General features: G+C 63.9%; 25 protein-coding genes, 1 tRNA gene and 1 riboswitch. Of the genes, 3 read left to right on the top strand and 23 right to left on the bottom strand.

What is annotated here, in order from left to right; all coding sequences use genetic code 11:
* The first annotated feature begins 10 nt into the window (after window positions 1–10).
* Both coaD and PRZ01_RS11325 read left to right on the top strand, forming a co-directional pair.
* Window positions 11–508 carry a pantetheine-phosphate adenylyltransferase gene (gene coaD, locus PRZ01_RS11320; protein ID WP_273596901.1) on the top strand — a complete coding sequence of 166 codons (498 nt, stop codon included), beginning with the start codon at window positions 11–13 and terminating at the stop codon, window positions 506–508.
* A gap of 15 nt (window positions 509–523) precedes the next feature.
* Entirely contained in the window at window positions 524–790 is a 267-nt protein-coding gene (locus PRZ01_RS11325) for a YfhL family 4Fe-4S dicluster ferredoxin (protein WP_273596902.1), read from the top strand.
* Between the two features lie 32 nt (window positions 791–822).
* On the opposite strand, the gene PRZ01_RS11330 is transcribed toward PRZ01_RS11325, so the two are convergent.
* The 17 genes from PRZ01_RS11330 to PRZ01_RS11410 form a co-directional block, all read right to left on the bottom strand.
* A complete protein-coding gene (locus tag PRZ01_RS11330) occupies window positions 823–1,371 on the bottom strand; it encodes a histidine phosphatase family protein (protein WP_273596903.1) in 549 nt (182 codons plus the stop codon).
* Window positions 1,368–2,168, bottom strand: coding sequence for an adenosylcobinamide-GDP ribazoletransferase (locus PRZ01_RS11335; protein WP_273596904.1), 801 nt, complete (start codon window positions 2,166–2,168; stop codon window positions 1,368–1,370). Before PRZ01_RS11335 ends, PRZ01_RS11330 begins: the two co-directional genes overlap by 4 nt.
* 18 nt (window positions 2,169–2,186) lie before the next feature.
* A complete protein-coding gene (cobT, locus tag PRZ01_RS11340; protein ID WP_273596905.1) occupies window positions 2,187–3,245 on the bottom strand; it encodes a nicotinate-nucleotide--dimethylbenzimidazole phosphoribosyltransferase in 1,059 nt (352 codons plus the stop codon).
* Window positions 3,246–3,326: 81 nt separating this feature from the next.
* Entirely contained in the window at window positions 3,327–4,841 is a 1,515-nt protein-coding gene (locus tag PRZ01_RS11345) for a cobyric acid synthase (RefSeq protein ID WP_273596906.1), read from the bottom strand.
* On the bottom strand, window positions 4,838–5,872 hold the full coding sequence (locus PRZ01_RS11350) for an aminotransferase class I/II-fold pyridoxal phosphate-dependent enzyme (RefSeq protein ID WP_273596907.1): 1,035 nt from the start codon (window positions 5,870–5,872) through the stop codon (window positions 4,838–4,840). Before PRZ01_RS11350 ends, PRZ01_RS11345 begins: the two co-directional genes overlap by 4 nt.
* Window positions 5,869–6,807 (bottom strand): adenosylcobinamide-phosphate synthase CbiB, encoded by a 939-nt coding sequence (gene cbiB / locus PRZ01_RS11355; protein WP_273596908.1) that lies wholly within the window; start codon window positions 6,805–6,807, stop codon window positions 5,869–5,871. Before cbiB ends, PRZ01_RS11350 begins: the two co-directional genes overlap by 4 nt.
* A 21-nt stretch (window positions 6,808–6,828) precedes the next feature.
* The gene (gene cobO / locus PRZ01_RS11360; RefSeq protein WP_273596909.1) at window positions 6,829–7,398 is read right to left on the bottom strand and encodes a cob(I)yrinic acid a,c-diamide adenosyltransferase; all 570 of its coding nucleotides are present in this window, start codon (window positions 7,396–7,398) and stop codon (window positions 6,829–6,831) included.
* Window positions 7,399–7,412: 14 nt separating this feature from the next.
* Entirely contained in the window at window positions 7,413–8,738 is a 1,326-nt protein-coding gene (locus PRZ01_RS11365; protein WP_273596910.1) for a cobyrinate a,c-diamide synthase, read from the bottom strand.
* Complete coding sequence (locus PRZ01_RS11370; protein WP_273596911.1) at window positions 8,735–9,616, bottom strand: ABC transporter ATP-binding protein; 882 nt, start codon at window positions 9,614–9,616, stop codon at window positions 8,735–8,737. Before PRZ01_RS11370 ends, PRZ01_RS11365 begins: the two co-directional genes overlap by 4 nt.
* On the bottom strand, window positions 9,613–10,632 hold the full coding sequence (locus tag PRZ01_RS11375) for a FecCD family ABC transporter permease (protein ID WP_273596912.1): 1,020 nt from the start codon (window positions 10,630–10,632) through the stop codon (window positions 9,613–9,615). The genes PRZ01_RS11370 and PRZ01_RS11375 overlap by 4 nt, the downstream gene beginning before the upstream one ends.
* Window positions 10,629–11,570 carry an ABC transporter substrate-binding protein gene (locus PRZ01_RS11380; protein WP_409993838.1) on the bottom strand — a complete coding sequence of 314 codons (942 nt, stop codon included), beginning with the start codon at window positions 11,568–11,570 and terminating at the stop codon, window positions 10,629–10,631. The genes PRZ01_RS11375 and PRZ01_RS11380 overlap by 4 nt, the downstream gene beginning before the upstream one ends.
* A 37-nt stretch (window positions 11,571–11,607) precedes the next feature.
* Entirely contained in the window at window positions 11,608–12,171 is a 564-nt protein-coding gene (cobU, locus tag PRZ01_RS11385) for a bifunctional adenosylcobinamide kinase/adenosylcobinamide-phosphate guanylyltransferase (protein WP_273596913.1), read from the bottom strand.
* Window positions 12,172–12,242: 71 nt separating this feature from the next.
* On the bottom strand, window positions 12,243–14,177 hold the full coding sequence (locus PRZ01_RS11390) for a TonB-dependent receptor plug domain-containing protein (protein WP_273596914.1): 1,935 nt from the start codon (window positions 14,175–14,177) through the stop codon (window positions 12,243–12,245).
* A 95-nt stretch (window positions 14,178–14,272) separates the two neighbouring features.
* Window positions 14,273–14,530: riboswitch (cobalamin riboswitch) on the bottom strand.
* Between the two features lie 37 nt (window positions 14,531–14,567).
* Complete coding sequence (locus PRZ01_RS11395) at window positions 14,568–14,933, bottom strand: hypothetical protein (protein WP_273596915.1); 366 nt, start codon at window positions 14,931–14,933, stop codon at window positions 14,568–14,570.
* 164 nt (window positions 14,934–15,097) lie between these two features.
* Window positions 15,098–15,787, bottom strand: coding sequence for an aminoacyl-tRNA hydrolase (pth, locus tag PRZ01_RS11400; RefSeq protein WP_273596916.1), 690 nt, complete (start codon window positions 15,785–15,787; stop codon window positions 15,098–15,100).
* Between the two features lie 48 nt (window positions 15,788–15,835).
* Window positions 15,836–16,840 (bottom strand): GlxA family transcriptional regulator, encoded by a 1,005-nt coding sequence (locus PRZ01_RS11405; RefSeq protein WP_273596917.1) that lies wholly within the window; start codon window positions 16,838–16,840, stop codon window positions 15,836–15,838.
* Between the two features lie 103 nt (window positions 16,841–16,943).
* Window positions 16,944–18,050 (bottom strand): S-(hydroxymethyl)glutathione dehydrogenase/class III alcohol dehydrogenase, encoded by a 1,107-nt coding sequence (locus tag PRZ01_RS11410; protein ID WP_273596918.1) that lies wholly within the window; start codon window positions 18,048–18,050, stop codon window positions 16,944–16,946.
* 411 nt (window positions 18,051–18,461) lie between these two features.
* Here PRZ01_RS11410 and PRZ01_RS11415 point away from each other — a divergent pair, with 411 nt between their 5' ends.
* On the top strand, window positions 18,462–19,415 hold the full coding sequence (locus PRZ01_RS11415; protein WP_273596919.1) for a CysB family HTH-type transcriptional regulator: 954 nt from the start codon (window positions 18,462–18,464) through the stop codon (window positions 19,413–19,415).
* 135 nt (window positions 19,416–19,550) lie between these two features.
* On the opposite strand, the gene PRZ01_RS11420 is transcribed toward PRZ01_RS11415, so the two are convergent.
* The 6 genes from PRZ01_RS11420 to PRZ01_RS11445 all read right to left on the bottom strand — a co-directional run bounded on the left by PRZ01_RS11420 (window position 19,551) and on the right by PRZ01_RS11445 (window position 25,016).
* Window positions 19,551–20,177 (bottom strand): 50S ribosomal protein L25/general stress protein Ctc, encoded by a 627-nt coding sequence (locus PRZ01_RS11420; RefSeq protein WP_273596920.1) that lies wholly within the window; start codon window positions 20,175–20,177, stop codon window positions 19,551–19,553.
* Between the two features lie 118 nt (window positions 20,178–20,295).
* Entirely contained in the window at window positions 20,296–21,258 is a 963-nt protein-coding gene (locus PRZ01_RS11425) for a ribose-phosphate pyrophosphokinase (RefSeq protein WP_273596921.1), read from the bottom strand.
* A 127-nt stretch (window positions 21,259–21,385) separates the two neighbouring features.
* A tRNA-Gln gene (locus PRZ01_RS11430) sits at window positions 21,386–21,462 on the bottom strand.
* 39 nt (window positions 21,463–21,501) lie between these two features.
* Window positions 21,502–22,509, bottom strand: a complete 1,008-nt coding sequence (ispE, locus tag PRZ01_RS11435) for a 4-(cytidine 5'-diphospho)-2-C-methyl-D-erythritol kinase (RefSeq protein ID WP_273596922.1) — start codon at window positions 22,507–22,509, stop codon at window positions 21,502–21,504.
* A 54-nt stretch (window positions 22,510–22,563) separates the two neighbouring features.
* Complete coding sequence (locus PRZ01_RS11440) at window positions 22,564–23,172, bottom strand: outer membrane lipoprotein LolB (protein WP_273596923.1); 609 nt, start codon at window positions 23,170–23,172, stop codon at window positions 22,564–22,566.
* Window positions 23,169–25,016 (bottom strand): tetratricopeptide repeat protein, encoded by a 1,848-nt coding sequence (locus PRZ01_RS11445; protein ID WP_273596924.1) that lies wholly within the window; start codon window positions 25,014–25,016, stop codon window positions 23,169–23,171. The genes PRZ01_RS11440 and PRZ01_RS11445 overlap by 4 nt, the downstream gene beginning before the upstream one ends.
* Window positions 25,017–25,040 lie beyond the last annotated feature (24 nt).

Here is a 25,040-nt window from a genome sequence, read left to right on the forward strand (position 1 = left end):
AGCGCTTGCCTTGACCTCAGCCACTGTTCTCACCGCCGTCTATCCCGGCACCTTCGACCCCATGACTCTGGGGCATGAAGATCTGATGCGCCGCGCCAGTCGCATGTTTGGGCGCTTGATCCTGGCCGTGGCGGCAGGCCACCACAAGCGCACCTTGTTCAGCATCGAAGAGCGCCTGGAAATCGCCACCGAACTGGCCGCCAAGTACCCCAATGTTCAGGTGATTCCCTTCTCCGGGCTGCTGCGCAATTTTGTTGTCGAGCATGGCGCCAAGGTCGTGGTGCGCGGCCTGCGTGCGGTCAGCGATTTTGAATATGAATTCCAGATGGCCGGCATGAACCGCCAGTTGATGCCCGATGTAGAAACCGTGTTCATGACGCCATCAGACCAATTCCAGTTCATCTCTGGCACCTTTGTGCGTGAAATCGCCACCCTGGGCGGCGATGTGTCCAAATTTGTTTCACCCTCCGTCTGCGCGCGCCTGCTCGAGCGGCTCAAGTCGGTCTGAAAAAGGGGACAAAAAATGGCACTGATGATCACTGATGATTGCATCAACTGCGATGTCTGCGAGCCGGAATGCCCCAACGAGGCGATTTCCATGGGGCCGGACTACTATCAGATCGACCCCGGCAAGTGCACCGAATGCGTCGGGCATTTCGACGAGCCGCAGTGCGTGCAGCTGTGCCCGGTTGCCTGCATCCCAGTCAATCCGGCCCATGTGGAAGGGCGGGAAACCTTGATGGCCAAGTATTTGCGCCTGACCGCCGACACCACGGTTGCCACGGTCTGAGTTGATGGGGCGTTAGTGGCCTCAAGAGAGCATCAAGGGCTTGCCCTGCACTCGCCGTAACCGGGTGGTGCCGGCCAGCGATTTGCGCACGGCGGCACTGCGCCATGTTCAACCAGCCAGGCGTGGGCCAGCATCCAGCCGCCGTGGCTGACTGCCAGGGTGGTGGCTTGCGGCTGCCACGCGGCCACGCGCTGCAGCAGGGCGGCCAGCGATTCACCGCCGCCCGGTGCATGGTTTGAAAAATCAGCCACCCAGGCGTCAACCGCTGTTTTGGGGATGTTCGCCCAGGCCTTGCCATCCCAGCTGCCGAAGTTCAGCTCTAGCAAGGCGGGATCGAGGCATAACTGCCAGCCCCAGCGTTTCAACCAGCGGCCCACGTCAGCACACCGGCGCAGCGGTGAGCAATGGATGACATGGGGCCAGTGTTGCCGCCGGGCCTGTGCCTGGATGCGGCGGGCCAGGCGTTTGGCGCGCCGCCAGTGCACGGGCAGGTCGGTTTGCGCGCCGATGCAGCGGCCTGCGGCGCCCTCGGGCCGGGGGTGCCGCCAGACGTGTAGCTGCGGCCGCGGTGGTGCCGTCATCCCGAATAGTTGATCAGCGCCGCAAAACTCAGCAGGCTGACCAGTTCAGTGACTTGCTGTGTGGCACCCAGGTTGTCACCGGTGTAGCCGCCCAGGCGCATTTCCAGCCACGCTTGCATCGCCAAGGTGGCACCGCCCGCGGCGACCCAGCCTGCGCACAATAGCGGCACTTCACGGGGCGCGAGCCATGCCACTGCGCCACTCAGCAGCAGCACCCAGGCCAGCGCAACAGACAATGTGGCGCCGTTGGCCTGGGTGGCCAGTGGCTTGGCCTTGGCATGCTCGGCATCACCCGCGTAGGGCAGTGCGTGCATCAACGCCACCGGCGCCGCACGGGAGGCGGTGTGTGCCCACACCGTGGCCCACAGGGCCAGCATGGGATCACTTTCAAGTAGGGCTATCAGGCAGGCGGCCTTAAGCCCCAGCATCAGCACCAAACCCAGCGCGCCGTAGCTGCCGATGCGTGAGTCCTTCATGATGAGCAGAGCCTTCTCGCGGCTCACCGCGCCACCCAGGCCGTCGCAGGTATCGGCCCAGCCGTCTTCATGAAAACCGCCGGTCAACACCACACTGGCCGCCAGGCTCAGGCCAACCGCCACGGCGGGCGACCAGATCCAACTTGCCACCCACAGCACCAAGGCCGCCACGCCGCCCACCACCGTACCCACCACCGGAAAGTAGCGTGCACATTGCTGCAACCAAGCGGGCTCAAAACCCACCCAGGCGGGCACCGGCCAGCGGGTGAAGAATTGCAGGGCGATGAAAAACAGGCGGATCTGGTGTGAGAAAAAGCGCATGGCGCAATGCTAAGGGCTTCAGGCCTTTTCGCTCACCCCGGCGGAGGCGAAGCTGGCCATTTCGGCCATGACGCGGCAGGCTGATTCCAGCAGCGGCCAGGCCAGCGCGGCGCCTGAGCCTTCACCCAGGCGCAGGCCCAGATTGAGCAGGGGCTGAGGGCGCAGGGCCGATTCGGCGGGCGCCATGGCTTGCAGCATCAGGGCGTGGCCGCGTTCTTCGGACTGATGGGCAAACACGCAACGCTCCAGCACCGCAGGCCGCAGGCGGGACGCCACCAGCACCGCGCTGCTGCTGATGAAGCCGTCCACCACGATCACGCGGTTTTCTTGCGCCGCCTGCAACACCGCGCCCACCATCATGGCGATCTCGAAGCCGCCAAATGCGGCCAGCGCGGGCAAGGCCTCGCGGGCCTCGGGATGACGCTGCAGTACCTTCTCCAGCACGCTGATCTTGTGCGTCAGGCCGGCATCGTCGAGGCCCGTGCCGCGGCCTGCGCAATCGGCCACTGGCAGGTCCGCCAGGCGGGCCAGTAGCAGGGCGGCGCTGGAGGTGTTGCCGATGCCCATTTCGCCCAGCAGCAAGGCGTTGCCGGGGCGCTGGCCCAAGAGCTTGCGGCCCGCTGCGATGGCGGTGGCGCATTGGTCCATGCTCATGGCAGCTTGCTCGGAGGCATCTTGCGTGCCGCACGCGATCTTGGCGATGACGAGACCGGCGCGGGGCGCAAAGTCGTGCGCCACGCCGGCATCCACCACCGTCATTTCCAGGCCGTGCTGGCGTGCCAGCACGCTCACCGCCGCGCCGCCGGCCAGAAAGTTCTCCACCATCTGCCAGGTCACGTCGCTGGGATAGGCCGACACGCCTTGCGCTGCCAGCCCGTGGTCGCCCGCGAACACCATCATCTGCGGCTCACGCAGTTGCGGCCGCAGCGTGCCCTGGATCAGGCCCAGCTGCATCATCAAGGTTTCGAGCCGGCCCAGTGCGCCCAAAGGCTTGGTCTTGCCGTCGATGCACTGCTGCAGCTCGGCTTTCAGGGTGGCGTCTTGGAGCGAGGAAATGTGCGGAATCAGGTCATGCATGAGAAGCGTGCTTTCAATCGAAATGAGATGAATGAGGTCAATGGGGTGAAGTGCAGGCGTGCCCGCCGGCATTGAAAATCGTCATGGCTGCTGCAGCAAACCCATCAGGGCGCCGGGTTTGAAATGGCGGTCAATGTAATCGGCCAGGCCTTCGAAGACATCGTCCAGCCTGGGCGCCGCAGCGCCGAACAGGGCGCGCATCACCGCCGGATCCTCGAACAAGCCGTGGGCGTAGCAACCTAGCACCGAACCAGATTGCCAGCCCAGTGCCTCGCCGGCCTCGTTCAGCACGGCCATTTGGGCGGCCGCGAGGCTAGGGTGTTGAACGGTGCGGCCGTGGTGAATTTCATAACCCTGCGCCTCAACGCCAATCAAGGCTTGCCATGGTGACTCCAAGGTGCCAAAACGCAGGGCGGCGGGGCGCAGCAGCTTGTCGCGTTCGAACTGCGTCACCAGGGGCAGCAGGCCCAGGCCGGGCGCATTGCCGTCGAGATTGAATGGGTCCAGCAGGCTTTCGCCCAACATCTGCAGGCCACCGCAGATCCCCAGCACGGGCTTGCCACGGGCCGCATGCAGGGCGATGGGCAGGTCGAGCTTTTGTGTGCGCAACCAAGCCAGATCGGCGGCGACAGCTTTGGAGCCGGGCAGGATGATGAGGTCTGCGTCTTCCAGCTGGGCCGGCTCCCGCGCCCACACCAGTTGCACACCGGGCAGGCTGCGCAGTGGCTGGAATTCATCCAGATTGGAGAGCCGCGGGTAGGCCACGATGACCACGCGTTTGCCGCCGCTGGCGCCGGTGCGGGCGTCGTCGAACACGCCGTCTTCCTCGGGCAGGCCGTGGCCGCGCCACATCGGCAACACCGCCAGGGTGGGCACACCGGTCAGGGCCTGCAACTGCTCGGGGCCGGGCGCCAGCAGGCTGGCGTCACCCCGAAAGCGGTTCAGCACATAACCTCGAATCAAGGCGCGCTCATGTGCAGGCAAAAGCTGATGGGTGCCGTAGAGATGGGCGAAGGCGCCGCCGCGATCAATGTCGGTGACCAGCAGGCAAGCGGCTTGCGCGGCCAGGGCTGTGCGCATATTGACGTAGTCGCTGCTGTGCAGATTGATTTCGGCAGGCGAGCCTGCGCCTTCAATCACCACCACATCGTTTTCGGCCAGCAATTCCATCAAGGGCGGGCGGGCGCGCAGCCACAGCTGCTCGCTGCGTTCACGCCAGGGCGTGTGGGTGAGTGCGGTGTCTACCTCGCCCATCACGATGACTTGCGAGGTGGTGTCTTTTTCGGGCTTGAGCAGCACAGGGTTCATGCGCACATCGGGTGTGCAGCGGGCCGCCAGCGCCTGGAAGTATTGGGCTGAACCAATTTCACCCATGCGGGCAAGGCCCGCTTCACCGGCGCCACCTGAACCGCCGCCTGAACCGCCAATGGCCACCACGCGGGCGTTGTTGCTCATGTTTTGCGCCTTGTAGGGCGCCACCTTGAGCCCCTGGCGTGCATACCAGCGGCACAGTGCCGTGGCCAGCCAGCTTTTTCCGGCACCGCTGGTGGTGCCCAGCACCATGACGGCGCGGGCGGGGCGAGAGGAGTCGTTCATGGGCGACGCAGGGCTTTGAGGGCGTTGAAGAAAGCAAGCTGGGCTTGCGGCGGCTGGATGGACAGCCGAATCCACCCCGGCAAACCGAAACTACCGGCATCACGCACACGAATGCCCAGCGCACGCAGTGCTGGCAAATCCAGCGCTTGCGGGGGCCGGGCCAGCCAGAAGTTGCAACAGCTCGCACCTTGTTGCCAGCCCAGGTCTTGCAGGCCGGCGTGTTGGGTGAGCTGCCATTGCTGCAAGGTCAGTTTGTTGCGGCGCAAGTGGGTTTGCGTTTCTGAGCTGACCCAGTGCTGCAGCAGGGCACAGGCCTCGGCGGCGAGCACCCAGCTGGGGGCCACGGCTTCGGCGTGCTCACGCAGCGAGTCTTCTCCCGCCGGTGCGAGCAGGGCGGCGGCCCGCACTCCTGTCAGGCCCAAGGCCTTGTTGGGGCATTGCAGGCGCCAGGCTCGCTCGGCGAGCACCGGGGGCAGGGCGCCCTGGCCGTTGAGGCGAAGCGGTTCATAGGCTTGATCGATGGCCAGGGTGGCGCCGCTGGATTGAAGGGCCAGGGTCAGGTCCAGCCAATCTTGCGGGCTGAAGGCGGTGCCGGTCGGGTTGCAGGGGTCGCACACCCAGGCCAGCGTGTCGCGCCGCAAGCCACGGCACAGTTCAGCCACGCTCTGGTAACGCAGTACCTCCAGGCCCAGGGCTTGCGCGGCCGCAGCGTAGTCGCCAAAGCCCGGCTGCGGCACCCATACGGCGCGCCCGCCTGCCAGCAGCGTCGCCAGGCTCAGCCGGCGGATGGCTTCGGCGCCGCCTGCGCAGGGCAATACTCGGTCCGCGCTGACGCCCCAGGCCAGGCCGAGACGCTCGCGCAGCGCGGTGTAGTGCGGGTCAGGATAACGCTCACGATCAGCGGCCATCACGGCCGCCAGCAACAGTGGCGGCGGGCCCAGGGGATTGGCGTTGCTGGAAAAATCATGCGCGGGCACAGGCCCGGCATCCGTGCCGCCGTGCTGGATTTGGGGGGCGATGGCGAAGGTCATGGCCACCTCATTGCAAAGGCGAGCAAGGCCAGCAGGCTTGCTGCGACCAACAAGGCCTGGAAGGCCAGCGCATAAGCGCGTTCAATGTCGTTGTGCCCGGGTGCCTCGCCCTTGGCGTTGAGCACATAGACGCCCGGTTTGGACAGGCGCAGTTGCAATCGCAAGGCCACGGCGGCCATTGGCCAGCCGCCGTTGGGCGACGGCGTGCGCAGCGCTTCCCGTCGGACTTGCCCCAATAAACCGAGGTGGCTTCCCATCAAGGCGAGGGCGGTGATGCGTGCGGGAATCCAGCTGAGTACATCATCGGCCCAGGCGGCCCATTTGCCGGCCCATTCCCAACGGCCTCGGTAGCCCCACATGGCATCGGCCGTGTTGGCGAAACGGTAGAGTGCCGCGCCAGGTAGCCCGGCCACGGCAAACCAGAACAGCGGCGCCACCACAGAGTCGTTGAGGTTTTCAGCCAGGGTTTCAATGGCCGCCTCGCGCACCTCCGCCGCTGACAGCGCCGAGGTATCGCGGCTGACCAGGCGCGACAGGCGCAGGCGACCCGCCTCCAGCGACTCGCGCAAGGCCGCTTCCACGGCGGCCACTTCGTCACTGAGCATGCGCCAGGCCATCAAGGGCTTGAGCATGAGGCCTAAGGCCACACTGCAGCTGAGCAGGCTTGCGCTGGCGGAGGCGGGCTGGGTGCCTTTGATCAAGGCAAATTCCAGCACTGTGGCCAACACTACAAAGGGGAGGGCAATCACCCCCCAGAGCAGCGCCCCCGCTACAAAGGCCGTGGCGGGCGGCAATTTGAGCAGGCGTTGAGAGAACACCCCGAGTGCCCGGCCCATCGCCACCACCGGGTGCATCCAGGCGGGCGGCTCGCCGAACAGGCGGTCTACCAGCAAGGCAACCAGCATGCTCAGGGGCAGAAGCAGGGCCATGTTCATGTCAGGGTGCCGGTTGGGGCGTCAGTCTTCAATGCCGCGTTGGGCGGGGACGCCGGCTTTGTAATGGTGCTTGATCAAGGTCATTTCAGTGACGGTGTCGGCCAACTCAATCAGCTCATCCGGGGCGTTACGTCCCGTCAATACGACGTGAACGTGCGCGGGCCGCTCGCGCAGGCAGGCCAGTACGGGCTCAAGCGGTATCCAGCCATATCGCAAGGGGTAGGTGATCTCGTCCAGCACGACCATGAACAACTCTCCGCCGCGAATGCTGGCTTCGGCCCGCGCCCAGCCGTCTCGCGCCAATTGGGCGGAGTGCTCCAGGTCTTTGCTTTTCCAGGAAAAGCCGTCGCCCAGGCCCTCGATGGGCAGACCAATTTTCTCGAACATGCGGTGCTCGCCAAAGCGGGCACTCGGCACTTTCATGAATTGGTAGATTTTGACCGCTTTGCCGCGGCCGTGGGCACGCAGGGCGAGACCAAATGCGGCCGTGCTCTTGCCCTTGCCGTCGCCGGTGTGGATGAGGATCAGGCCGCGGCGCTCGGCTGTGGGGACGACGCGTTCATGGTCGACAGGGGGCTTTTCTATTTGCATCGTGGTGACCGAACTCAGGGGGCTGTGCCGCGAAAGAACGCAGCAACAGCTTGAAGGTTGGAGGGGAAGTAATGGTGGACGTAGCTGGCACGCAGGCTGCCGTGCTGGTACAGCGCCTCGGCGGTTTTGCCGCCGTTGGGGTTGTCCGCATGCGCGGTGGGGGTGAGCGGTGTTTCCAATGTTGAATAGTGGAAGCTGTGGCCGCGCAAAGTGCCTTCCGGCCAGGCCAGGCTTTGCAGGCCCAGGGCGGCCAGCCGGGTTTGCAGGCGCGCGTGCCCCGGCATCAGGCCTGCCATCGGGTGCTGGCGCTGCTCGGCATCGGTAAGGCTTTCCAGCAGGCAGAGCATGCCGCCGCATTCGGCCAGCAGGGGTTTGTTGGCCGCCAGGTGAGCCCGCAGGTCTTTGAAGAAGCTGGGGTGAGCGCGCAGGGCTTCGGCATGCAGCTCGGGGTAGCCGCCGGGTAGCCACAAGGCGTCGCAGGCGGGCAATGCGTGGCCGGCCAGGGGAGAGAAGCACAGCAGTTCGGCGCCCAACTCACGCAGTGCGTCGAGATTGGCGGGGTAGATGAAGCTGAAGGCACTGTCTTGGGCCACGGCGACGCGGCGCCCCTGCAGCGTGGGTTCGATAGGCTGGGCTACGGCGCTTGCTTCACCCGCGGGTGGCTTGAATGCAGCGCTGAGGCCTTCAAGCCCACCGTGGGTATCTTGGGTTGCGGCGCCCCATGCGTCAGCCCAGGCATCCAGCTGGGCGTCCAGTGCAGGCAGCTCCATGGCTTGCACCAGGCCTAGATGGCGCTCTGGCAGGGCGAGCTTGGTTTGGCGGGCCAGCGCGGCGACCAGCGGCAGTGAGGGCGGCAGGCCTTCAGCCAGCATGCGGCCATGGGCTTCACTGCCGATGCGGTTCGCCACCACGCCGCATAACTTGATGTCTGCGCGGTAAGTTTGCAGCCCGAGCGCGAGCGCGCCAAAGGTCTGCGCCATGGCTTGGGCGTCAATCACCGCCAAGACGGGCAGGCCGAAAGCGGCGGCCAGATCGGCGCTGCTGGGTTTGCCGTCGAACAAGCCCATGACACCTTCCACCAGAATCAAATCGGCTTCGGCAGCCGCTTGCGCCAGCAGCGCACGGCAGCCGTCAAGGCCCGCCATGAACAGGTCCAGTTGATAGACAGGGTGCCCGCTGGCGCGCGCCAGAATCATCGGGTCGAGATAGTCCGGCCCGGTTTTGAACACCCGCACGCGCAGCCCCCGGCGGTGATGCCAACGAGCGATGGCCGCGGTGATGCTGGTTTTGCCCGCGCCGGACGATGGGGCGCTGACCAGGAGTGCTTGGCATGAACTCATGGTTGCCTGTGCGTTGATTTGAGCGGCAGGACATTGCTGCCCGGGGTGGCAGATTGGGGCCGGGGCTGGCTTGGCGTCGCGCCGGCAAACGGCAGGGCCAGCCACTGCCCCTGCACCTCAATCAGGTGCAGGCGGTGGTCAAAAACGTCTTGCAGAGCGGCGCGGGTTTCGGGCTGCTCGGGGGCGCCGTGGCAGCGTACCTGCCCGCCTTGCATCACCACGAGGCTGTCGGCCTGCAGCGCCATGTTCAGCTCGTGCAGCACGCTGATCACGGCCACGCCTTGGGCGGCGAGTGCACGCACGAGTTGGAGCCAGTCGGCTTGGTGAGGCGGGTCGAGGTGGGCGAGCGGTTCGTCCATCAACAGCAGTTGCGCTTGCACCGCCAGGGCCCGGGCCAGCAGCACGCGTTGGCGCTCGCCGCCGGAGAGCTGGCCAAGGGGCCGCTCGCGCCAGTCCCAGCTCTGGGTTTGGCGCATCGCTTGTGCCACGGCGGCATGGTCTTCGGCGCTGGGGCCAGCGAGCCAGGCTTGATGCGGCAAGCGCCCGAGCATCACCACTTCGTAGGCTTTCAATTCATCGGAGCTGTGCTCGTTTTGGCCCAACCAGGCCAGCGTTCTTGCGCGGGCTTTGGGGTCCCACTGCTGCAGCGGCCGGCCGAACAACTCGACATGCCCTTGCAGCGGCAGCAAGCCGGCCACGGCGCGCAACAAGGTGGACTTGCCGGCGCCATTGGGGCCGACGATGGCGGTCCATTGGGCGGGAGCGATGTTCAGGTCGAGGGCTCCGAGAATGGGTGTGCCCTGCAGGCTCACCCCTTGCAAGCGGGCTCTCAAGGGCGGGGCGGCGGTGTGGGGGGCTGCGGCCGATGTGTTCTTCATGCGCGTCGCTCCAGCATGGGCTTGCGGTGCATCAACCAGAGTAGATAGACACCGCCCAACATGGAAGTTACGACGCCGACCGGCAACTCTTGGGGGGCCATGGCATAACGCGCCAAAATATCGGCTGCCAGCAGCAGCGCGCCACCTGTCAATGCAGAAAGCAGCAGCAACCAGCTGTGGTTGCAGTGCAGGCGGCTGCGTACCAGGTGGGGCGCGACCAGCCCGACAAAGGCGATCAGCCCGGCTTGCGCCACGGCGGCGCCGGTGGCCAGGGCAAGCGTTGCGATCAGCACCTGGCGCATCAAATTCAAGCGTACGCCCAGTGACGCCGCGGTGGCTTCGCCCAGGGTCAATGCGTCGAGACTGCGGCTGGCGCCAAAGGCGGTAAGCAGGCACAGCAGCAACAGCGGCGCCATGATGAAGGTACTTTGCCAGCCAAGCAGGCCAGTGGTGCCGAGCAAAAAGGCCCTCATGGCGCGCAAGATGTCAGGGGCTTTGATCATCAACAACTCAGTGCCTGCGCTCAGCACCATGCTGACGATGACGCCGGCCAGCAGCAGGCGCATGGTTTGCTCCACTCCGCGCGCCAGGAGCAAGGTCAACATGACGGCCAGCACCGCGCCAGCGAAGGCCGCCCCGGTCAGCCCGAGGCCTTGCCACCACACCAGCGTGACGGCGCTGGTGCCCGTGAATGCCAGCACCAGCGCGACACCCAGGTAGGCTCCCGAGGCGGCACCCAGCAGATAGGGGTCGGCCAGCGGGTTGCGGAACAAGCCCTGCGCAACCGCGCCAGCCAAGCCCAGCAAGGCCCCAGCCATCCAGGTGCCACTGGAACGCGGCAGGCGGATGTCCCACAGGATTTGCTGTTGAACCGTATCCTGGCCGTTGAACAGCGAGGCGTCCAGCACAAAGCCGGTGCTGCCCACGGCCATGCCCAGCAACCCCAACAGGGTGCTGATCAACAACAGGGCCAGCAGCAGGCGCAGCGCGGGTGCGCCGTGGTGATCAAGTGTCATGGTGCGGGCGTGTTGCTGCTGTTGTTGTTGCGGCTTCCCGGCTTTGCGGCGACCTCGCGCAGGCAGCGCGCCATCCACTGGGCGGACTCGCCGATGCGGGGGCCGGGGCGACCCATGACTTCGGATTCTTCCGGCGGAAACACGCACACCCGCTTGTCGCGCAGGGCGCGGACGTTGTTCCAACCCGGACGTGCAGCCAGATTCACCGCGTTGCGTTGTGCGACCATGATGACCTGCGGGTCGGCACGCACCACGAATTCAGGGTTGAGCTTGGGGAAGGGCCCCAGGCTGGCCGGCACGATGTTGCGGGCGCCCAGGCGCGTCAGGGTTTCGCCGATGAAGGACGACTCGCCCGCCGCGTAGGGGGCGCTGTCCACTTCGTAATAGAGCGTCAGGCCCTTGCTGCTTGGGGGCAGGCTGGCTGCGGCAGCGTCCACCTGGGCGTCAATGCGCTGCCAGACTTTCAACGGATCGGGCACTGCCAGCAGCTGCCCCACCTTGAGTAGCAGGCGCTTGACGTCAGCGTGGCTGCGGGTTTCGAGCACCACGACTTTCAGACCCAGCGCGGTGAGTCGGTCTTGCACCCGCGACGAGGGCGCGAGCAGCACGACATCAGGGCGCAGGGCCACGAGGGTCTCGATTTGGGTGTCGTCCAGGCCGCCCAGCTTGGGCAGTTTGTTGACCGAGTCGGGGTAGTTGGAGTAACGGTCTACGCCGACGAGCCGGTCACAGGCGTCCAAGGCGCAGACCGTTTCGGTGAGCGAGGGCAGCAGGGTGACGATGCGGCGGGGTGCCTGCGTAAATTGGTGGGTGTGGCCGCGATCATCGGTCAGCGTGATTTGCGCCATGGCGCTGGCCCCGCAGGCCAGCAGTGTGAGGCCGAGGGTCAAGGCGCCCCCGAGTTTTCGGGCCCCGCGGATGTTCATGAGAAGTGACATGGCTTGGCGTGATCCCGTTGAAATCTTCAGCACGTTCTTATGCCCCGGTCGGCGTGATGCTGCGGCTCCAGGCTTGCCCGGCCACCATCAGCGTGAGTTGATCGCAGCGGGAAGCAACGGCCTGATTGAGGTGACCCAGTTCGTCGACGAAGTGGCGGGATTCAGGCGTCATCGGTGAGACCCCCCAGCCCACTTCGTTGGAGATGAAAATGAGCTGCCCCGGCAAATCGGGCAGCGCATCCAGTAGTGATTGGCGCTCAGTTGCCCAGGCGGCGAGGTCGGCCACGCCGTGCATGGGCATCAGCCAGTTGGTGAGCCACAAGGTCAGGCAATCCACCACGATCAGCCGCTCAGCTGAGGCGTTAGCGCGCAAGGCCGCCGCCAAGGCCAGGGGTTCTTCCAGAGTGCCGAAACCGGCGGGGCGGTCTTGCTGATGGCGGCGGATGCGGGCTTGCATTTCGCCGTCAAAGGCCTGCGCAGTTGCCAGCACCGTGACTTGTCGACCGGGGGCGCCATTCAGCCAGGCCAGGGCCAGGCGTTCAGCCTGGCCTGACTTGCCGCTGCGTTGGCCGCCGACGATCAAGTGAGAGTGTGCGGGCATCCGGCAGTCCTTTTCGGGCGGTACGTTTAAGGCTGTGCGTTTCAGCGTTAGGTGTCAGGCTTTGTGCAAACTCACAGCTTGGGGCTGTAGCGCAAACCCACGAACACAGTGCGTGGCGCCTGGGCGTAGTCTTTCGCCGTCTGGTATTGCTTGTCCAGGGCGTTATCCAGATTGACTTGCAGCTTGAGGTCTTGGCTCAGGGCGTAGCCCAGGTTCAGATTCAACAAGGCGTAGCCACCCAGGTTTTTCTTGTTGGCCATGTCGTCATAACGCTTGCCGGAGGCCACCACGCCTGCGCCCAGGTCAAAGCCCATCCACTGCGTTTGCGCGCTGATGCTGCCAAACTCGCGTGCGCGGCGGGCCAGCAGATTGCCGGTGTCCTCGTCCTTGGGGGCTTGCAGGTCGAGGCTGGCGCGCAGCTGCACGCCGGCGATCAAGGTGCTGCCTGACAAGCTGAGCCCTTGCAGACGGGCGCGGTTGACGTTCTGGTAGCAGCCATAGGCGCTGTTGCAGGTGCCGGCGTCGCCGAAGATGATCAGGTTGTCGATCAGATTGCGGTAGGTGGTGACGCTGAACTCGTTGTCGGCCTGCGCATATTTCAGGCCCACTTCGGCATTGCGGCCTTTTTCAGGGTCCAGGGGTTTGACGCCGGCGATGCTCAGCTTCGGCCCGTAGTCGCTGAAGCTTTGGTACAGCGTCGGAGCGCGGAAGGCGTTGCCCACCGAGCCCACCAAGCGCCAGCTGGGGGTGAGCCGGTAGCCCAGCCCCAAGGTGCCGGTGTCGACACCGCCGAACTGGCTGTCATCGTCGTGGCGCAGCTGTAACTGGGCGTCAAAGCCTTTGCCGGTCCAGAGGTAGCCCAAGGCCAGCCCGTTTTGGGTGCGCTCGGCGCTGCCTACGGTGGCGGCCTGGGTCAGGCCGGAGTTGTCCAGATGGTCTTTCTTGACCTCGGCCAGGAAGTTGATCTGCTGATGCTCGTCCAGCCGGTAGCTACCGTCCAGCGCCGCGCTCCGCAAACGGGTGGTTGTGTTGTATGGCGACGGCTTGGTTTCGTAGCTGGACTTGGCTTCAGAGACATTGACGCGGGTTTGCAGCGCCGCTGTCCACTGCGAGGCCCAGCTCAAGCGCACGGCGCTGGCGTCTTGCACCGCATGGTCGTCGGCGGTAGACATGTAACCGTCGTATTGGGCGTCCACATGGCTTTGTAGCGCCATCAGCTCAACGCGTTGCTCGGGGCTGAATTGGGCCCCCACGCGCAGGTTGACGTTGTGCTTTTTCCAACCGTCTTTGTCGGCGTTGTAGTAAACGCTTTGTGGGTTGGCGATGGCGTTGAAGCCGTCGCTGCGCTCGCCGGAAGCGCTCAAGGCGTAGTCAAAGAGACCCGCTGCGCCGCTGACCGAAGCGCCCAAGCGTGCCGTGCCCAGATTGCCCACGCCGCCGGACAGCGTGACTTGCGTGGCCTTGCCACCTTTACGGGTGAAGATCTGCACCACGCCGCCGATGGCGTCAGAGCCGTAGAGCGCACTGGCCGGGCCTTTGAGCACTTCAACGCGCTCGACTTGCGCCAGTGGAATGGTCTCCCAGGGGGCGCCGCCGGTGCTTTGGCTGTCGATGCGAACACCGTCCACCAACACCAGGGTGTGCCGCGTTTCGGCGCCGCGCAGGTACAGCGAGGTGGTGGAGCCCGGGCCGCCGTTGCGGGTCATTTCGGCGCAACCGGTATTGCGAAGCAAGTCGGCCAGATCGCCAAAGCCTTGGCGCTCAATGTCTTCCCGGGTGATGACGGTAAGGTCGGCGATGACGTCGCCCAAACGCATGGGTGTGCGGGAGGCGGTGACGGTCACGGAATCGAGCTTGTTGGCGCCGGCGCCGTTGGCGGCTTGCGCCAGAACAGGCAGTGCGTTGACGGTGGCCATGGTGGCCAGGGCAAGCTGTGCGCAGGTGGAAAGGCGGAAGGAGGTCGCAGTAGCGGACCGACGAACTTGGCGTCGAATGGAGGTGGACATGAAAATAAGAAGAGGAATCAATCCAGCCAGGCCCGCAGCTCACCCGCTACGGACACTGAAATCGATGCCCTGTCGCAACTGACGTGCAGCTGCGGTGGGGCATCACCTTGTTGGCCGGTATCCGGGCTGGTGAACAAGCCCCCTGAGTCCTTCCCAGCGTCTTGCGGACGCCAGTGGCATGAGTTCAGGAGGTGAGTTGCAGCACGACTCCGATGGAGTGGCTGCACCTCGTTCACTTACCGTTGCGGGGACAGCTCAGGTTGGGTTTGCCGCGTAGCGGCGCGCCTTTCTGATTCCCGTTTAACTGCGCTGTTTTGAATGACAGCACGAGCACCAACAGAGTGCCATTCTAGTGCGACTTCTGCCACGGTCTTGGCCGTGGGGCGCTGACTAGCTGCTTTTGGCCACCTTGGGCGTTTTGGGTGTCTTCGGCGTCTTGGGTACTTTTGGCGTCTTGGGTTTAGCGTGCTTTGGCCCTTTCGAGGGCTTGGCATTGCTGGCGCACGGGCTGGGCGCCGCTGCGCTGTTCACGCCCTTGAATCCGTCGATGCCGGCCGCTCGGCCGTTGCGCTGCAGGTCGCGGGCCTCCTGGCGCAGTCGGGCTTGTTCCATGCGATCTGCCAGGCGTTCGTCGCGGGCCACCCGTTGCCGTGCGGCCTGTGTTTGTGCGGCATCCAGCGCGGGCATGCTGTTTTTCGATGCGGTGACGTGGCCTTGAGTCAAGGGTGACGGCGTGGGGCAAGGCGAATCGCTCAAGGTCACGGCCGGGTGACCTGCTTCATTAACTGCCTCACAGCGGTAGACCGTGCTGCCGATTGAACCCGGCGGGGAGGCTGCTGCGCTCTGTATCAGGCTCGTCAACAGGAGCCACAAGGGGACGCAGACGTGGCGATAAGCCGATGGGCGCAGCAGGGTTGGGGTCACGGGGTGTTGTCGGAAGGGCCTGGATTCGGTGATTCTGCGGCGGCCTTCGGGTGTTCGTCTAGAACGGGTTTTGGGGGCTTGGGAGCTTGGGGGGGCTTGGGCCTGGGGGGCTTGGCATGAATCTTCATCAACGCGCGGTCCATCTCGCCTTTCAGCAAGAGTTCAACGGCGTCCATGGATTTGGCGATGCAGTCCTCAAGGGCCTGGCGCTCTGCCAGCGGCGGCTTTCGCAGCACGTAGCCCGAAACTTCGGCCTTGTGGCAGGGGTGCCCGATGCCCAGGCGCAGGCGCCAAAAATTGGCCGAGCCGAGTTGGGCCTGCATGTCTTTCAAGCCGTTGTGGCCGCCATTGCCGCCGCCTTGCTTGAACTTCATCTCGCCCGGGCTGAGGTCCAACTCATCGTGGATCGCGAGAATTTCTTCCGGCGCAATTTTGAAGAACCGCGCCAGCGCTGCGACCGACTTGCCCGACAGGTTCATGAAGGTCATGGGCTGCAGCAACCAGATGGGGCCGGCCGCACCGGGCGCGTTGTTGACGCGTGCGCACAAGCCGTAATAGTTGCGCTCCACCTGCAGTGAGGTGCCGAGCTTGCGCGCCAAGCTGTCAATCCACCAGAAACCCGCGTTATGGCGGGTGTCTTCATATTCAGGGCCGGGATTGCCGAGGCCAACAAAGAGACGAATCATGGGGCCGCATTATCGGGCCGGGGGCGCACCAAGAATGGATTGACGATTTCAGGTTTCTCGGCGGGCGCTGGCAAAACGCTCGCGGTACTCATGGGGCGCCACCCCCAAACGCTTCACGAACAGTTTTCGCAAGGATTGTTCACTGGAGAAGCCAACCCGGCCCGCCACGCTCTTGAGCGGCAGCGGCCCTTCTTCCAGCAGGCGGCGGGCCGCTTCGAGCCGAGCGGTTTCAATGAATTGCATCGGGCTGCTGCCGATTTCCCGGTGGAAAACGCGCCGGAAATTACGCTCGCTCATCGCTGCACGGCTGGCCAACTCCGACATGGACAGGGGCTGGTGCAGGTGCTGCAACACCCAATCCTGCAACTCGCGCACGCTGGGGTGTTGGCTGCGTTGCCCCTCCAAGTGAACGCTGAACTGCGACTGGCCGCCAGGGCGTTTGAGGTAGACCACCAGCTCTCGGGCGATGTTCAGCGCTACCTCTCGGCCCAGGTCTTCTTCCACCAAAGCCAGGGCGAGGTCGATGCCTGCGGTGACGCCGGCCGAGGTCCAGATGTGCCCGTTGCGCAGGTAGATGGCATCGGCCTGCACGTCGACGGCGGGGAAGCGGGATTTGAGCAGTTGGGCCGCGCTCCAGTGTGTGGTGGCCACGTGGCCGTCTAACAAGCCCGCGGCCGCCAAGAAGAAGCTGCCGGTGCACAGGGCAACCAGGCGCTCGATCTGGGGGGCGGCGTTGCGGGCCCAGTCGATGATGGCGGGGCTTTCTTGCATGGCCTGCTCGATGTTGCGGCATCCGACGATGATGGCCGTCTCGGGCAGGTGGCTGGCGCTGATCGCCTGCGTGGCCTGCAGTTGCAGCAGGGTTTCAGACTGCACCGGGCCCACGGTGGTGGATGCAATGGCAATGTCGTACAACTCCTTTTGCCCCCGCTGCAACAGCTGCCGATTGGCGTAGTCGAATACGCTCAAGGTGCCCACCACCTCCAGGCCTTTGAAGCCGGGGTAGACGATGATCTGGACGCGCTGGCGCCCGGAGGCCGTGGAGTACTTCATGATTTTTCCTGGGAGCTTATTCGCCCGACTCTGCGGGCAAAACAGCGCTCAAGCATAGACAGGGCGCATGCCCCGTCAATCATGAAAGTATGGGGGCGGGAGCTCAGAACACGACGACGGAGCGAATCGATTCCCCGCGCGCCATCAAATCAAACCCCTTGTTGATGTCTTCAAGCTTGAGCGTGTGGGTGATGAGCGGGTCGATGGACAGCTTGCCCTCCATGTACCAGTCGACGATCTTGGGCACATCGGTGCGCCCGCGTGCACCGCCGAAGGCAGAGCCTTCCCATTTGCGCCCGGTCACGAGCTGGAAGGGCCGGGTGGCAATCTCCTGGCCCGCTGCAGCCACGCCGATGATCAGGCTGCGGCCCCAGCCCTTGTGGCAACACTCCAGGGCTTGGCGCATGGTGGTCACGTTGCCGATGCACTCGAAGCTGTAGTCGGCGCCGCCGTCGGTCAACTCGACGATGCGGTCGACCACGTTGTCCACTGCTTTGGGGTTGATGAAGTGCGTCATCCCGAATTGGCGGGCCATGGCCTCGCGCTCGGGGTTGAGGTCAACGCCGATGATTTTGTCGGCGCCGACCATGCGGGCTGCTTGGATCACGTTGAGGCCAATGCCGCCGAGGCCGAAGACCACCACGTTCGCGCCCGCTTCCACCTTGGCGGAGAACAGTACCGCGCCGACGCCGGTGGTCACGCCGCAGCCGATGTAGCAAACCTTGTCGAAGGGCGCGTCGCTGCGGATTTTGGCCAAGGCGATTTCAGGCACCACGATGTGGTTGGCAAAGGTGGAGGTGCCCATGTAGTGCAAGATGGGCTGGCCATTGAGCGAAAAGCGTGAGGTGCCGTCAGGCATCAAACCCTTGCCTTGGGTACCCCGAATTTGCTGGCAGAGATTGGTCTTGCGGGAGAGGCAGAACTTGCACTGGCGGCACTCCGGTGTGTACAGCGGGATGACGTGGTCACCGGCTTTCAGCGAGGTAACACCCGCGCCGACCTCCAGCACGACGCCGGCGCCTTCGTGGCCCAGGATGGCGGGAAACAAGCCTTCCGGGTCCGCGCCGGACAGCGTGTATTGGTCGGTGTGGCAGATGCCCGTGGCCTTGATCTCCACCAGCACTTCACCGGCCCTGGGGCCTGCCAGATCGACGGTTTCAATGGTGAGGGGCTGATTGGCCTTCCAAGCGACGGCTGCTCTGGTTTTCATAGGGGGCTTTCCTGTGTGAAAAATCGATCAGAAACGGGAGATAACTGGCGAAAGCGGGGAAAAAGATCCGCGCGCGAAAAAACACGTCACCGAGTCTTCGGGCATTCACTATAGAAAGCGCCTGCGCCTCTCAGGCAGGACTCGGCCGGAATGGGGCGTATTTGGCCGCTGCAGCGTGCAGTTTGTCCGTTCTGTACGGAATCGACAAGTTCGCGGGGCGCCATGTTGCGAGGTTTGCGTTGTGGATCGCCCAGCTTGGGCAATTGACTGCCGCTGACTCGTGTCGCGAATAGCAGGAACTGCGCATGGCCGTTGTCGGCATATCGATATCGCTTTTTATTGGAGGACGAAATGCGCTGCGCTCATAACAATGCGAGCATTCGATAACAGCCTTGAATGCGCGCCAATTTCATGAACTTTCAACAACTCCGCTCCATTCGCGAGGCCCGGCGTCGTGGCTTCAACTTGACTGAAGTTGCGGCGGCGCTTCACACCTCGCAGCCTGGCGTGAGCCGACAGATCCGGGAATTGGAGGATGAGCTGGGGATTGAAATCTTCATGCGCGCAGGCAAGCGCCTGACGGGTTTGACCGAGCCCGGCGCGCATGTGATGCCGATTGTCGAAAAGCTGCTGAACGAAGCCGAGAACCTGCGCCGCGCCAGCGCGGACTATGCCAGCACCGGCCGCGGCAGTCTGCGCATTGCCGCCACCCACAGCCAGGCGCGCTATGCGCTTCCGCCGGCGGTGCGGGACTTTCGCCTCAGCCACCCCGATGTGGAATTGAATCTGCACCAAGGTTCGCCGCAACAGGTCGCGCAATTTCTGCTGGACGGTGAGGCTGATGTCGGCATCGCCACCGAAGCGCTGGCGCAATATCCGGGGCTGATTGCCTTGCCTTGCTATCGCTGGACCCATTCGGTGATCACGCCGCCAGGGCATCCCTTGGCCCTTGAAGCGGCGCAGGGCCAAGTGCTGACCTTGGAGCGGTTGTCCCAGTTTCCCATCGTGACCTATGAGGTGGGCTACACCGGCCGCTCCCACATCGATGACGCTTTCCGGCAGGCTGGCCTCGCCCCGAACGTGGTGCTGGCCGCCATGGATGCAGACGTGATCAAGACCTATGTTGACTTGGGGCTTGGTGTGGGCATTGTGGCGTCGATCGCCTATGACGAAGACCGCGACCGTCACCTCTCAGCGGTCGATGTGCGACATCTTTTCGCTGACAACATGACGCGCTTGGCGGTGCGGCGCGACGCGTATTTGAGAGATTATGTCTACGCCTTCATCGCCACCTTTGCCGCACCTTTGACACGTGCTGCGGTGGACGAAGCGCGCCGCGCAGCCAACGCCGCCAGCGCTGACTAGCCTGGTTCACCCCCACCTCCCCACACCGCCTTGGCACATCGCTGAAATACAGGCTTGCAAACGACAAAGCCCCGCAGAGCGGGGCTTTGGGTACCACGATCAAGGGCTGATCGTGGCGGGCGAAGGGGCGAAGAATTACTTCTTGCCCTTCTTCTTGCCCTTGCCGTCGTCGGCAGGTGCAGCAACAGCCACGATCACTTCTTCAGCGACGGGCTCAACCGGCGTGGCAACCACGGGGTTGGGCTTGCCGTGGGTCACAACCTTCACGCCGGCGGGCAGCTTCAGGTCATTGACGTGCACCGAGTGACCCTTGGTCAGGCCGCTCAGGTCCACTTCGATGAACTCGGGCAGTTGTTGGGCCAGGCAAGTGATCAGCAACTCGTTGATGACGTGGTTGACCGTGCAGCTGTCGGTCTTGACAGCCACGGAGGTCTCTTCGCCCACGAAGTGCAGAGGCACCTTCTTGGTGATCTTGGTCGTGCCGTCCACGCGCTGGAAGTCAGCGTGCAGGACTTGCGGCTTGTAGGGGTGCAGTTGGAAGTCGCGCAGCAGAACTTGCGTGACGGCGCCGTTCAGTTCCATCTCGAGGATGGTGCTGTGGAAGGCTTCCTTCTTCAGGGCGTGGAACAGGGCATTGTGGTCCAGTTCGATCACGGCAGGTTCGCCAGCACCGAAAACGATGGCGGGAACGCGGCCAGCAATGCGCAGGCGGCGGCTCGCTCCGGTCCCCTGCAATTTGCGCTCAAAAGCGACGAATTTCATAAGTTTCTCCAAAAAGGATAGAGCACCCGCGACCAGGTTGCTCCGGTAAAGCATGGCCTGAATACATCAACAGGCCCGCATGAAAACAAGCCCGGGTGTTGCCACCCGGGCTTGAAGATCAGAAATTGTTGTTCTGCTCGCTGAACAGCGAGGTCACCGATTCACCGTCGGAAATACGGCGGATGGTTTCCGCAAACAAGAAGGCCACCGATAGCTGGCGGATCTTGCCGCAGGCTTTGGCCGCGTCGTTCAGCGGAATGGTGTTGGTGATGACAACCTCGTCCAGCATGGACTTGGAAATGCGTTCAATCGCCGGGCCCGACAAGATGGGGTGGGTGCAATAGGCAAACACGCTCTTGGCGCCGCGGTCTTTCAACACTTCAGCTGCCTTCACCAGGGTGCCGGCGGTGTCGATCATGTCGTCCATGATGACGCAGTTGCGGCCGTCGATTTCACCGATGACGTGCATCACTTCAGAGACATTGGCAGCCGGACGGCGCTTGTCGATGATGGCCAGATCGCAACCCAGCTGCTTGGCCAGCGCACGGGCACGCACCACGCCGCCGACGTCGGGGCTGACCACCACCAGATTGGAATAGTTGCGGGCCTTCAGGTCTGACAGCAGCACCGGTGAGGCGTAGATGTTGTCAACCGGAATGTCAAAGAAGCCTTGGATCTGGTCGGCGTGCAGGTCCATGGTCAGGACGCGCTCGACACCCACGGTTTCCAGCAAGTTGGCCACCACCTTGGCCGAGATCGGCACACGGGTCGAACGGGGGCGGCGGTCTTGGCGGGCGTAACCGTAGTAAGGGATCACGGCGGTGATGCGGCGAGCGCTGGCGCGCTTCAGGGCATCAACCATGATCAACAGTTCCATCAGGTTCTCGTTGGTCGGCGCGCAGGTGGGCTGAACCACGAAGACGTCGCGGGCACGCACGTTCTGCTGAATCTCGACGGTAACTTCACCGTCAGAGAAACGGCCCACCACGGCCTTGCCGAGCTCGAGGCCCAGATGCGTGGCGATTTCTTGGGAGAGAACCGGATTGGCGTTACCGGTGAAGAGGACGGTATTGAGCAGCACGAGCCATCCTTTACGGAAAAGGACCCGTGGTCAGCCGCGTGTCCGGGTAGAAAAAGCAAGGGCCCCTAACGGTGAGATTAGAGGCCTGTGGAATCAAGCGCTGAAGCGCTGACTTCCTGAAGAAATTTGGCAGGGGAAGAAGGATTCGAACCTTCGCATGTCGGAATCAAAATCCGATGCCTTAACCAACTTGGCGACTCCCCTACACAGGACACAGCAGAGCTGCTGCACCCTATATTTGTTTCAGCGACTTTCCGTTTGGGCCCAACCGTGAAGTGGGTGCTGATCCAAACAGCCGCATATTCTAGCACACCATTTGGGGGGTAAACCCTCCGAAAGTTTTGCTGAGGCTTTCGCCAACATGCGACTCTCATTTCCTGCTGCTGCATCACCGCTTGCATCGGGCGTTAGCCTTGCGAAGACGGCACTGCCTGATCCGGTCATTCGGCTGTTGCCAAATTTTGTTTCAAGCATTTGCAGTGCCTGAACGACTTCGGGGCAGCTTGCCTCTGCTGGCTTTTGCAGGTCGTTTCGACCAAAGCCGTGCAAGAAACTTGCTATTCCTTCACCGTCCAGGGCCACAACCTGATCTTGCTTTGTTTGTGGATGTTCAAGCTCAAGAGCTTCTTCACAAACGCTGCGTTCTTTGTTGTGTGCAGGAAAGCCCGCTACTATAGCCACAGATTTTGATCTTGCCAAGAGGGGACTCGAAAATATTTCTGCAGTGGCGATGCTTTGGCTGGGTTTGATCACGGCGAAATGCTGTTTTGGCAGACGGATCGGATGCAGAATTTCGCCGATGCCTTCGACGAACGCGTGCGTTCCACCCAAAAAAAACGGCACGTCCGCGCCCAGGCTCAAACCGATAGATAAAAGTTTTTGCAAGGGCAGGTTCAGTCCCCACAAACGGTTCAAAGCCAGCAAGGTGGAGGCCGCGTCGGACGAGCCGCCGCCCATGCCGGCCCCGGCCGGCAACCGTTTCTCGATGTGGATGTCGGCGCCAAGGGTGCAGCCGCTGTGGTGTTGCAGCGCACGCGCTGCGCGCAGGCACAGGTCGTCCGGGGGCAGTGAGTCGCCCTGGTCATGGCGTGCTAACTGGCCGTCTTGGCGGCGTTCGAAGTGCAGGGTGTCGGCCCAGTCGATCAGCGCAAAGATCGATTGCAGCAGGTGGTAGCCATCAGGGCGCTTTCCCACCACATGCAGGAACAGGTTGAGCTTGGCGGGCGCCGGAACGTCATAAATCGCTTGCATCGACTTTTGGGAACACTAAAAAAACAATGAAAACGGGCGGCGGTGCCGAGAGCCTCAAGGCTCGATGCGGGCGCGCAGGGTGACTGTAGGGTCGTTTTGCATGCTGCCTTCGCTGTCGGCCGCGCTTCGGGTGGCCACGATCAGGCCTTGGCGCGTGGCCGCGTCGTAGGCAGACAAATCAACGCGCCAGCCCAACTGGAAGAAGCCAGGGCTGGGCGCCAGCAAGGGCCGGCTCGGCACCTGGGGCCAGGGGCGCCCTTGCAGCCAGTCGAACAGGGCCGCCACCGGAATGGGTTCGCCCAGCAATTCACGGGTCAGTTCGTCCAGGTCGGTGTAGCTGCGGTCGGCGTCTGGCGTTTGGAGCTTGACTTCACCGGGCCGCCACGAGGCGCGCGCCAGCAAACTGCCCAGTGGCGTGCTCAAGGTCAATTGGCCGGCGGCCGGGTTGCCGGTCAGCTCAAAACCGGCGTTACCTCCCGTGGCACGAGCGCTGCCGCTGTTGTTGACCTGTACGCTGAGTCTGCCGTTCAGGTTCACGTCGCCTTCGGCCAGCACCATGGTGGGCTTGCGGTCCAGGCTGGCGCAACCGGGCAGCACGGCGCCAAGCGCCAAAAGGGCAGCAAGGGCAGCAAGGCGGGCGGACGTGCCCAGGGGCGACTTCACAGTTTGACCTTCAGCCGCTGCAGGGTTTCTTGCAGCGATTCGTTTTTGGCGTCGCGTTGGAGGCCTTCTTGCCAGACCTTGCGGGCTTCGTCTTGTTGTTCGTTGCTCCAAAGTACCTCACCCAGGTGCGCAGCGATTTCGGCGTCCGGGCGGGCCGCGTAAGACTGGCGCAACAGGCGCAGCGCCTCGGCCTTGTTGCCCAGGCGGAACTCCACCCAACCCATGCTGTCGAGGATGAAGGGTTCATCGGGCACAAAGCTGAGTGCCTTGGCGATCAGGCTGCGCGCCTCTTCGAGCCGAATTTTGCGCTCGGCCAGCGAGTAGCCCAGCGCGTTGTAGGCGTTGAAGTGGTCGGGCTTGGCGGCGATGACCTGGCGCAGGAGCGATTCCATCTCGTCATAACGCCCCAGCTTCTCGGACATCATGGCCTGTTCATAGAGCAAGTCAGCGTCGGCGGGCAGGCGCTCGTTGGCCTGGGCCAGTACCGTGTAGGCGGCTTGCCAGTCGCGCTGGTCGCGCAGCAGCTGGGATTCAGCGAGGAGCTTGCTGCGCAGCAATTCGGGCGTGTCTTCAGGCAGGGTCTGGATCAAGACACGTGCCTCGGCCATCTTGCCCTGGCGCGCCAGCAGTGAAGCGCGCCGGAACCGGGCCTCGGTCAGGCGTTCGGGACTGTCAATTTTTTTCAACCAAGATTCGGCCGCTTGCAAGTCGCCACGCATTTCGGCTGCCTGTGCCAGCATCAACCAAGCTTGCTGGCGGGCTTCGCGCTGGCCTTGTTCTTGGGCTTCGGTGGCGGGGGATGGGGCCTTGTCCAGCAGGTCCAGGTACTCGGTTAGCGCGTTTTCAGCGGCCTGTGGATGGTGGCCATCCAACTCAAGGGCACCCAGGCCGAACCATGCGGTGGAAATCTGCGGCGCGGCGAGGGTTACGGTGCGGAACTCGCGGGTGGCGTCCACCGTGCGTTGCGCCCGCACCAGTGCTTGACCGTAGGCCAGCCGCAGGGCGTGGTTTTGGGGCGTGGCGGCAAGCCGTGCCTGCACCAGGGCTTCGGCGGCAGGCAGCTTGCCCATCAGCTCCAAGGCCAGTTGCATGGGCTCATCGGCTTGCGGAAATTCAGCGGCGATCTCCTGGGTGCGACTCAAGGCTTCCGCAGGCTCGTCAGCCGCCAAGGCCAAGCGGGCCTGCGTGGCGCGCGCGGCGAGCCGGGTTTGCGCTGACTTGGCGGCGGTATCCAGGACTGGGTTCAGGGCAGCCAGGATTTTCTTGGGCTCCGGGCTGCGTTGAAACAGCCGGGGCAAGGACAGCAAGATGCTGCTGCGTTGATCGGGTGGCGTCAGGGCTAACCAGGCACGCAAGGGGTCTGCCGCTTCAGCGGGCCGGTTCAAGAGGGCCACCAGTTGCAGGTTCATCTGCTGGGCCGCCACGGACTGGGGCAGGGTGTCCCGCCAGGCCTTGGTGGCCTGCAAGGCTTGGTCACCCGCGCGGGCTTGCAAGGCGATGTTCACCACGCGGCTGAACAGCGCCTCGTCGCCGGTGCGGCGGGCCGCATCCAGCAGCACTTGATAGGCCACGCCGGGCTGGCCGCTGCGCAATTCCATCTCGCCGACCAGCAATTGGTAGAACAGTGGCGCGTCGAGGTCGGAGTTGACGGGGGTGGCCGCCACCGCAGGCTCGGTCGCGGCGATCGGCTGGCTGGCAGTGGTGCTGGCATCAACGTCGGCATTTGCGGCATCTGGCGCGGCCATCACTTGAAGGGCCAGGCCGGCCCCGATCAAACCGAGCAATGCGCGCAAGGGGTAACGAGGGACAAAATCTCCGCGGCGGCGGGGGCAAAACTCGGGCATGAAAGCTCCTGCGTGGACACAAGC

This window comes from Roseateles koreensis (genome assembly GCF_028595305.1).
GTDB classification, from domain to species: Bacteria; Pseudomonadota; Gammaproteobacteria; order Burkholderiales; family Burkholderiaceae_C; genus Paucibacter_A; species Paucibacter_A koreensis.

Bases quoted from the DNA above. Each gene is read 5' to 3' on its own strand.
- PRZ01_RS11325 (WP_273596902.1), top strand. From the start codon at position 524: ATGGCACTGATGATCACTGATGATTGCATCAACTGCGATGTCTGCGAG.
- PRZ01_RS11330 (WP_273596903.1), bottom strand. From the start codon at position 1,371: ATGACGGCACCACCGCGGCCGCAGCTACACGTCTGGCGGCACCCCCGG.
- PRZ01_RS11335 (WP_273596904.1), bottom strand. From the start codon at position 2,168: ATGCGCTTTTTCTCACACCAGATCCGCCTGTTTTTCATCGCCCTGCAA.
- cobT (WP_273596905.1), bottom strand. From the start codon at position 3,245: ATGCATGACCTGATTCCGCACATTTCCTCGCTCCAAGACGCCACCCTG.
- PRZ01_RS11345 (WP_273596906.1), bottom strand. From the start codon at position 4,841: ATGAACGACTCCTCTCGCCCCGCCCGCGCCGTCATGGTGCTGGGCACC.
- PRZ01_RS11350 (WP_273596907.1), bottom strand. From the start codon at position 5,872: ATGACCTTCGCCATCGCCCCCCAAATCCAGCACGGCGGCACGGATGCC.
- cbiB (WP_273596908.1), bottom strand. From the start codon at position 6,807: ATGAACATGGCCCTGCTTCTGCCCCTGAGCATGCTGGTTGCCTTGCTG.
- cobO (WP_273596909.1), bottom strand. From the start codon at position 7,398: ATGCAAATAGAAAAGCCCCCTGTCGACCATGAACGCGTCGTCCCCACA.
- PRZ01_RS11365 (WP_273596910.1), bottom strand. From the start codon at position 8,738: ATGAGTTCATGCCAAGCACTCCTGGTCAGCGCCCCATCGTCCGGCGCG.
- PRZ01_RS11370 (WP_273596911.1), bottom strand. From the start codon at position 9,616: ATGAAGAACACATCGGCCGCAGCCCCCCACACCGCCGCCCCGCCCTTG.
- PRZ01_RS11375 (WP_273596912.1), bottom strand. From the start codon at position 10,632: ATGACACTTGATCACCACGGCGCACCCGCGCTGCGCCTGCTGCTGGCC.
- PRZ01_RS11380 (WP_409993838.1), bottom strand. From the start codon at position 11,570: ATGTCACTTCTCATGAACATCCGCGGGGCCCGAAAACTCGGGGGCGCC.
- cobU (WP_273596913.1), bottom strand. From the start codon at position 12,171: ATGCCCGCACACTCTCACTTGATCGTCGGCGGCCAACGCAGCGGCAAG.
- PRZ01_RS11390 (WP_273596914.1), bottom strand. From the start codon at position 14,177: ATGTCCACCTCCATTCGACGCCAAGTTCGTCGGTCCGCTACTGCGACC.
- pth (WP_273596916.1), bottom strand. From the start codon at position 15,787: ATGATTCGTCTCTTTGTTGGCCTCGGCAATCCCGGCCCTGAATATGAA.
- PRZ01_RS11405 (WP_273596917.1), bottom strand. From the start codon at position 16,840: ATGAAGTACTCCACGGCCTCCGGGCGCCAGCGCGTCCAGATCATCGTC.
- PRZ01_RS11410 (WP_273596918.1), bottom strand. From the start codon at position 18,050: ATGAAAACCAGAGCAGCCGTCGCTTGGAAGGCCAATCAGCCCCTCACC.
- PRZ01_RS11415 (WP_273596919.1), top strand. From the start codon at position 18,462: ATGAACTTTCAACAACTCCGCTCCATTCGCGAGGCCCGGCGTCGTGGC.
- PRZ01_RS11420 (WP_273596920.1), bottom strand. From the start codon at position 20,177: ATGAAATTCGTCGCTTTTGAGCGCAAATTGCAGGGGACCGGAGCGAGC.
- ispE (WP_273596922.1), bottom strand. From the start codon at position 22,509: ATGCAAGCGATTTATGACGTTCCGGCGCCCGCCAAGCTCAACCTGTTC.
- PRZ01_RS11445 (WP_273596924.1), bottom strand. From the start codon at position 25,016: ATGCCCGAGTTTTGCCCCCGCCGCCGCGGAGATTTTGTCCCTCGTTAC.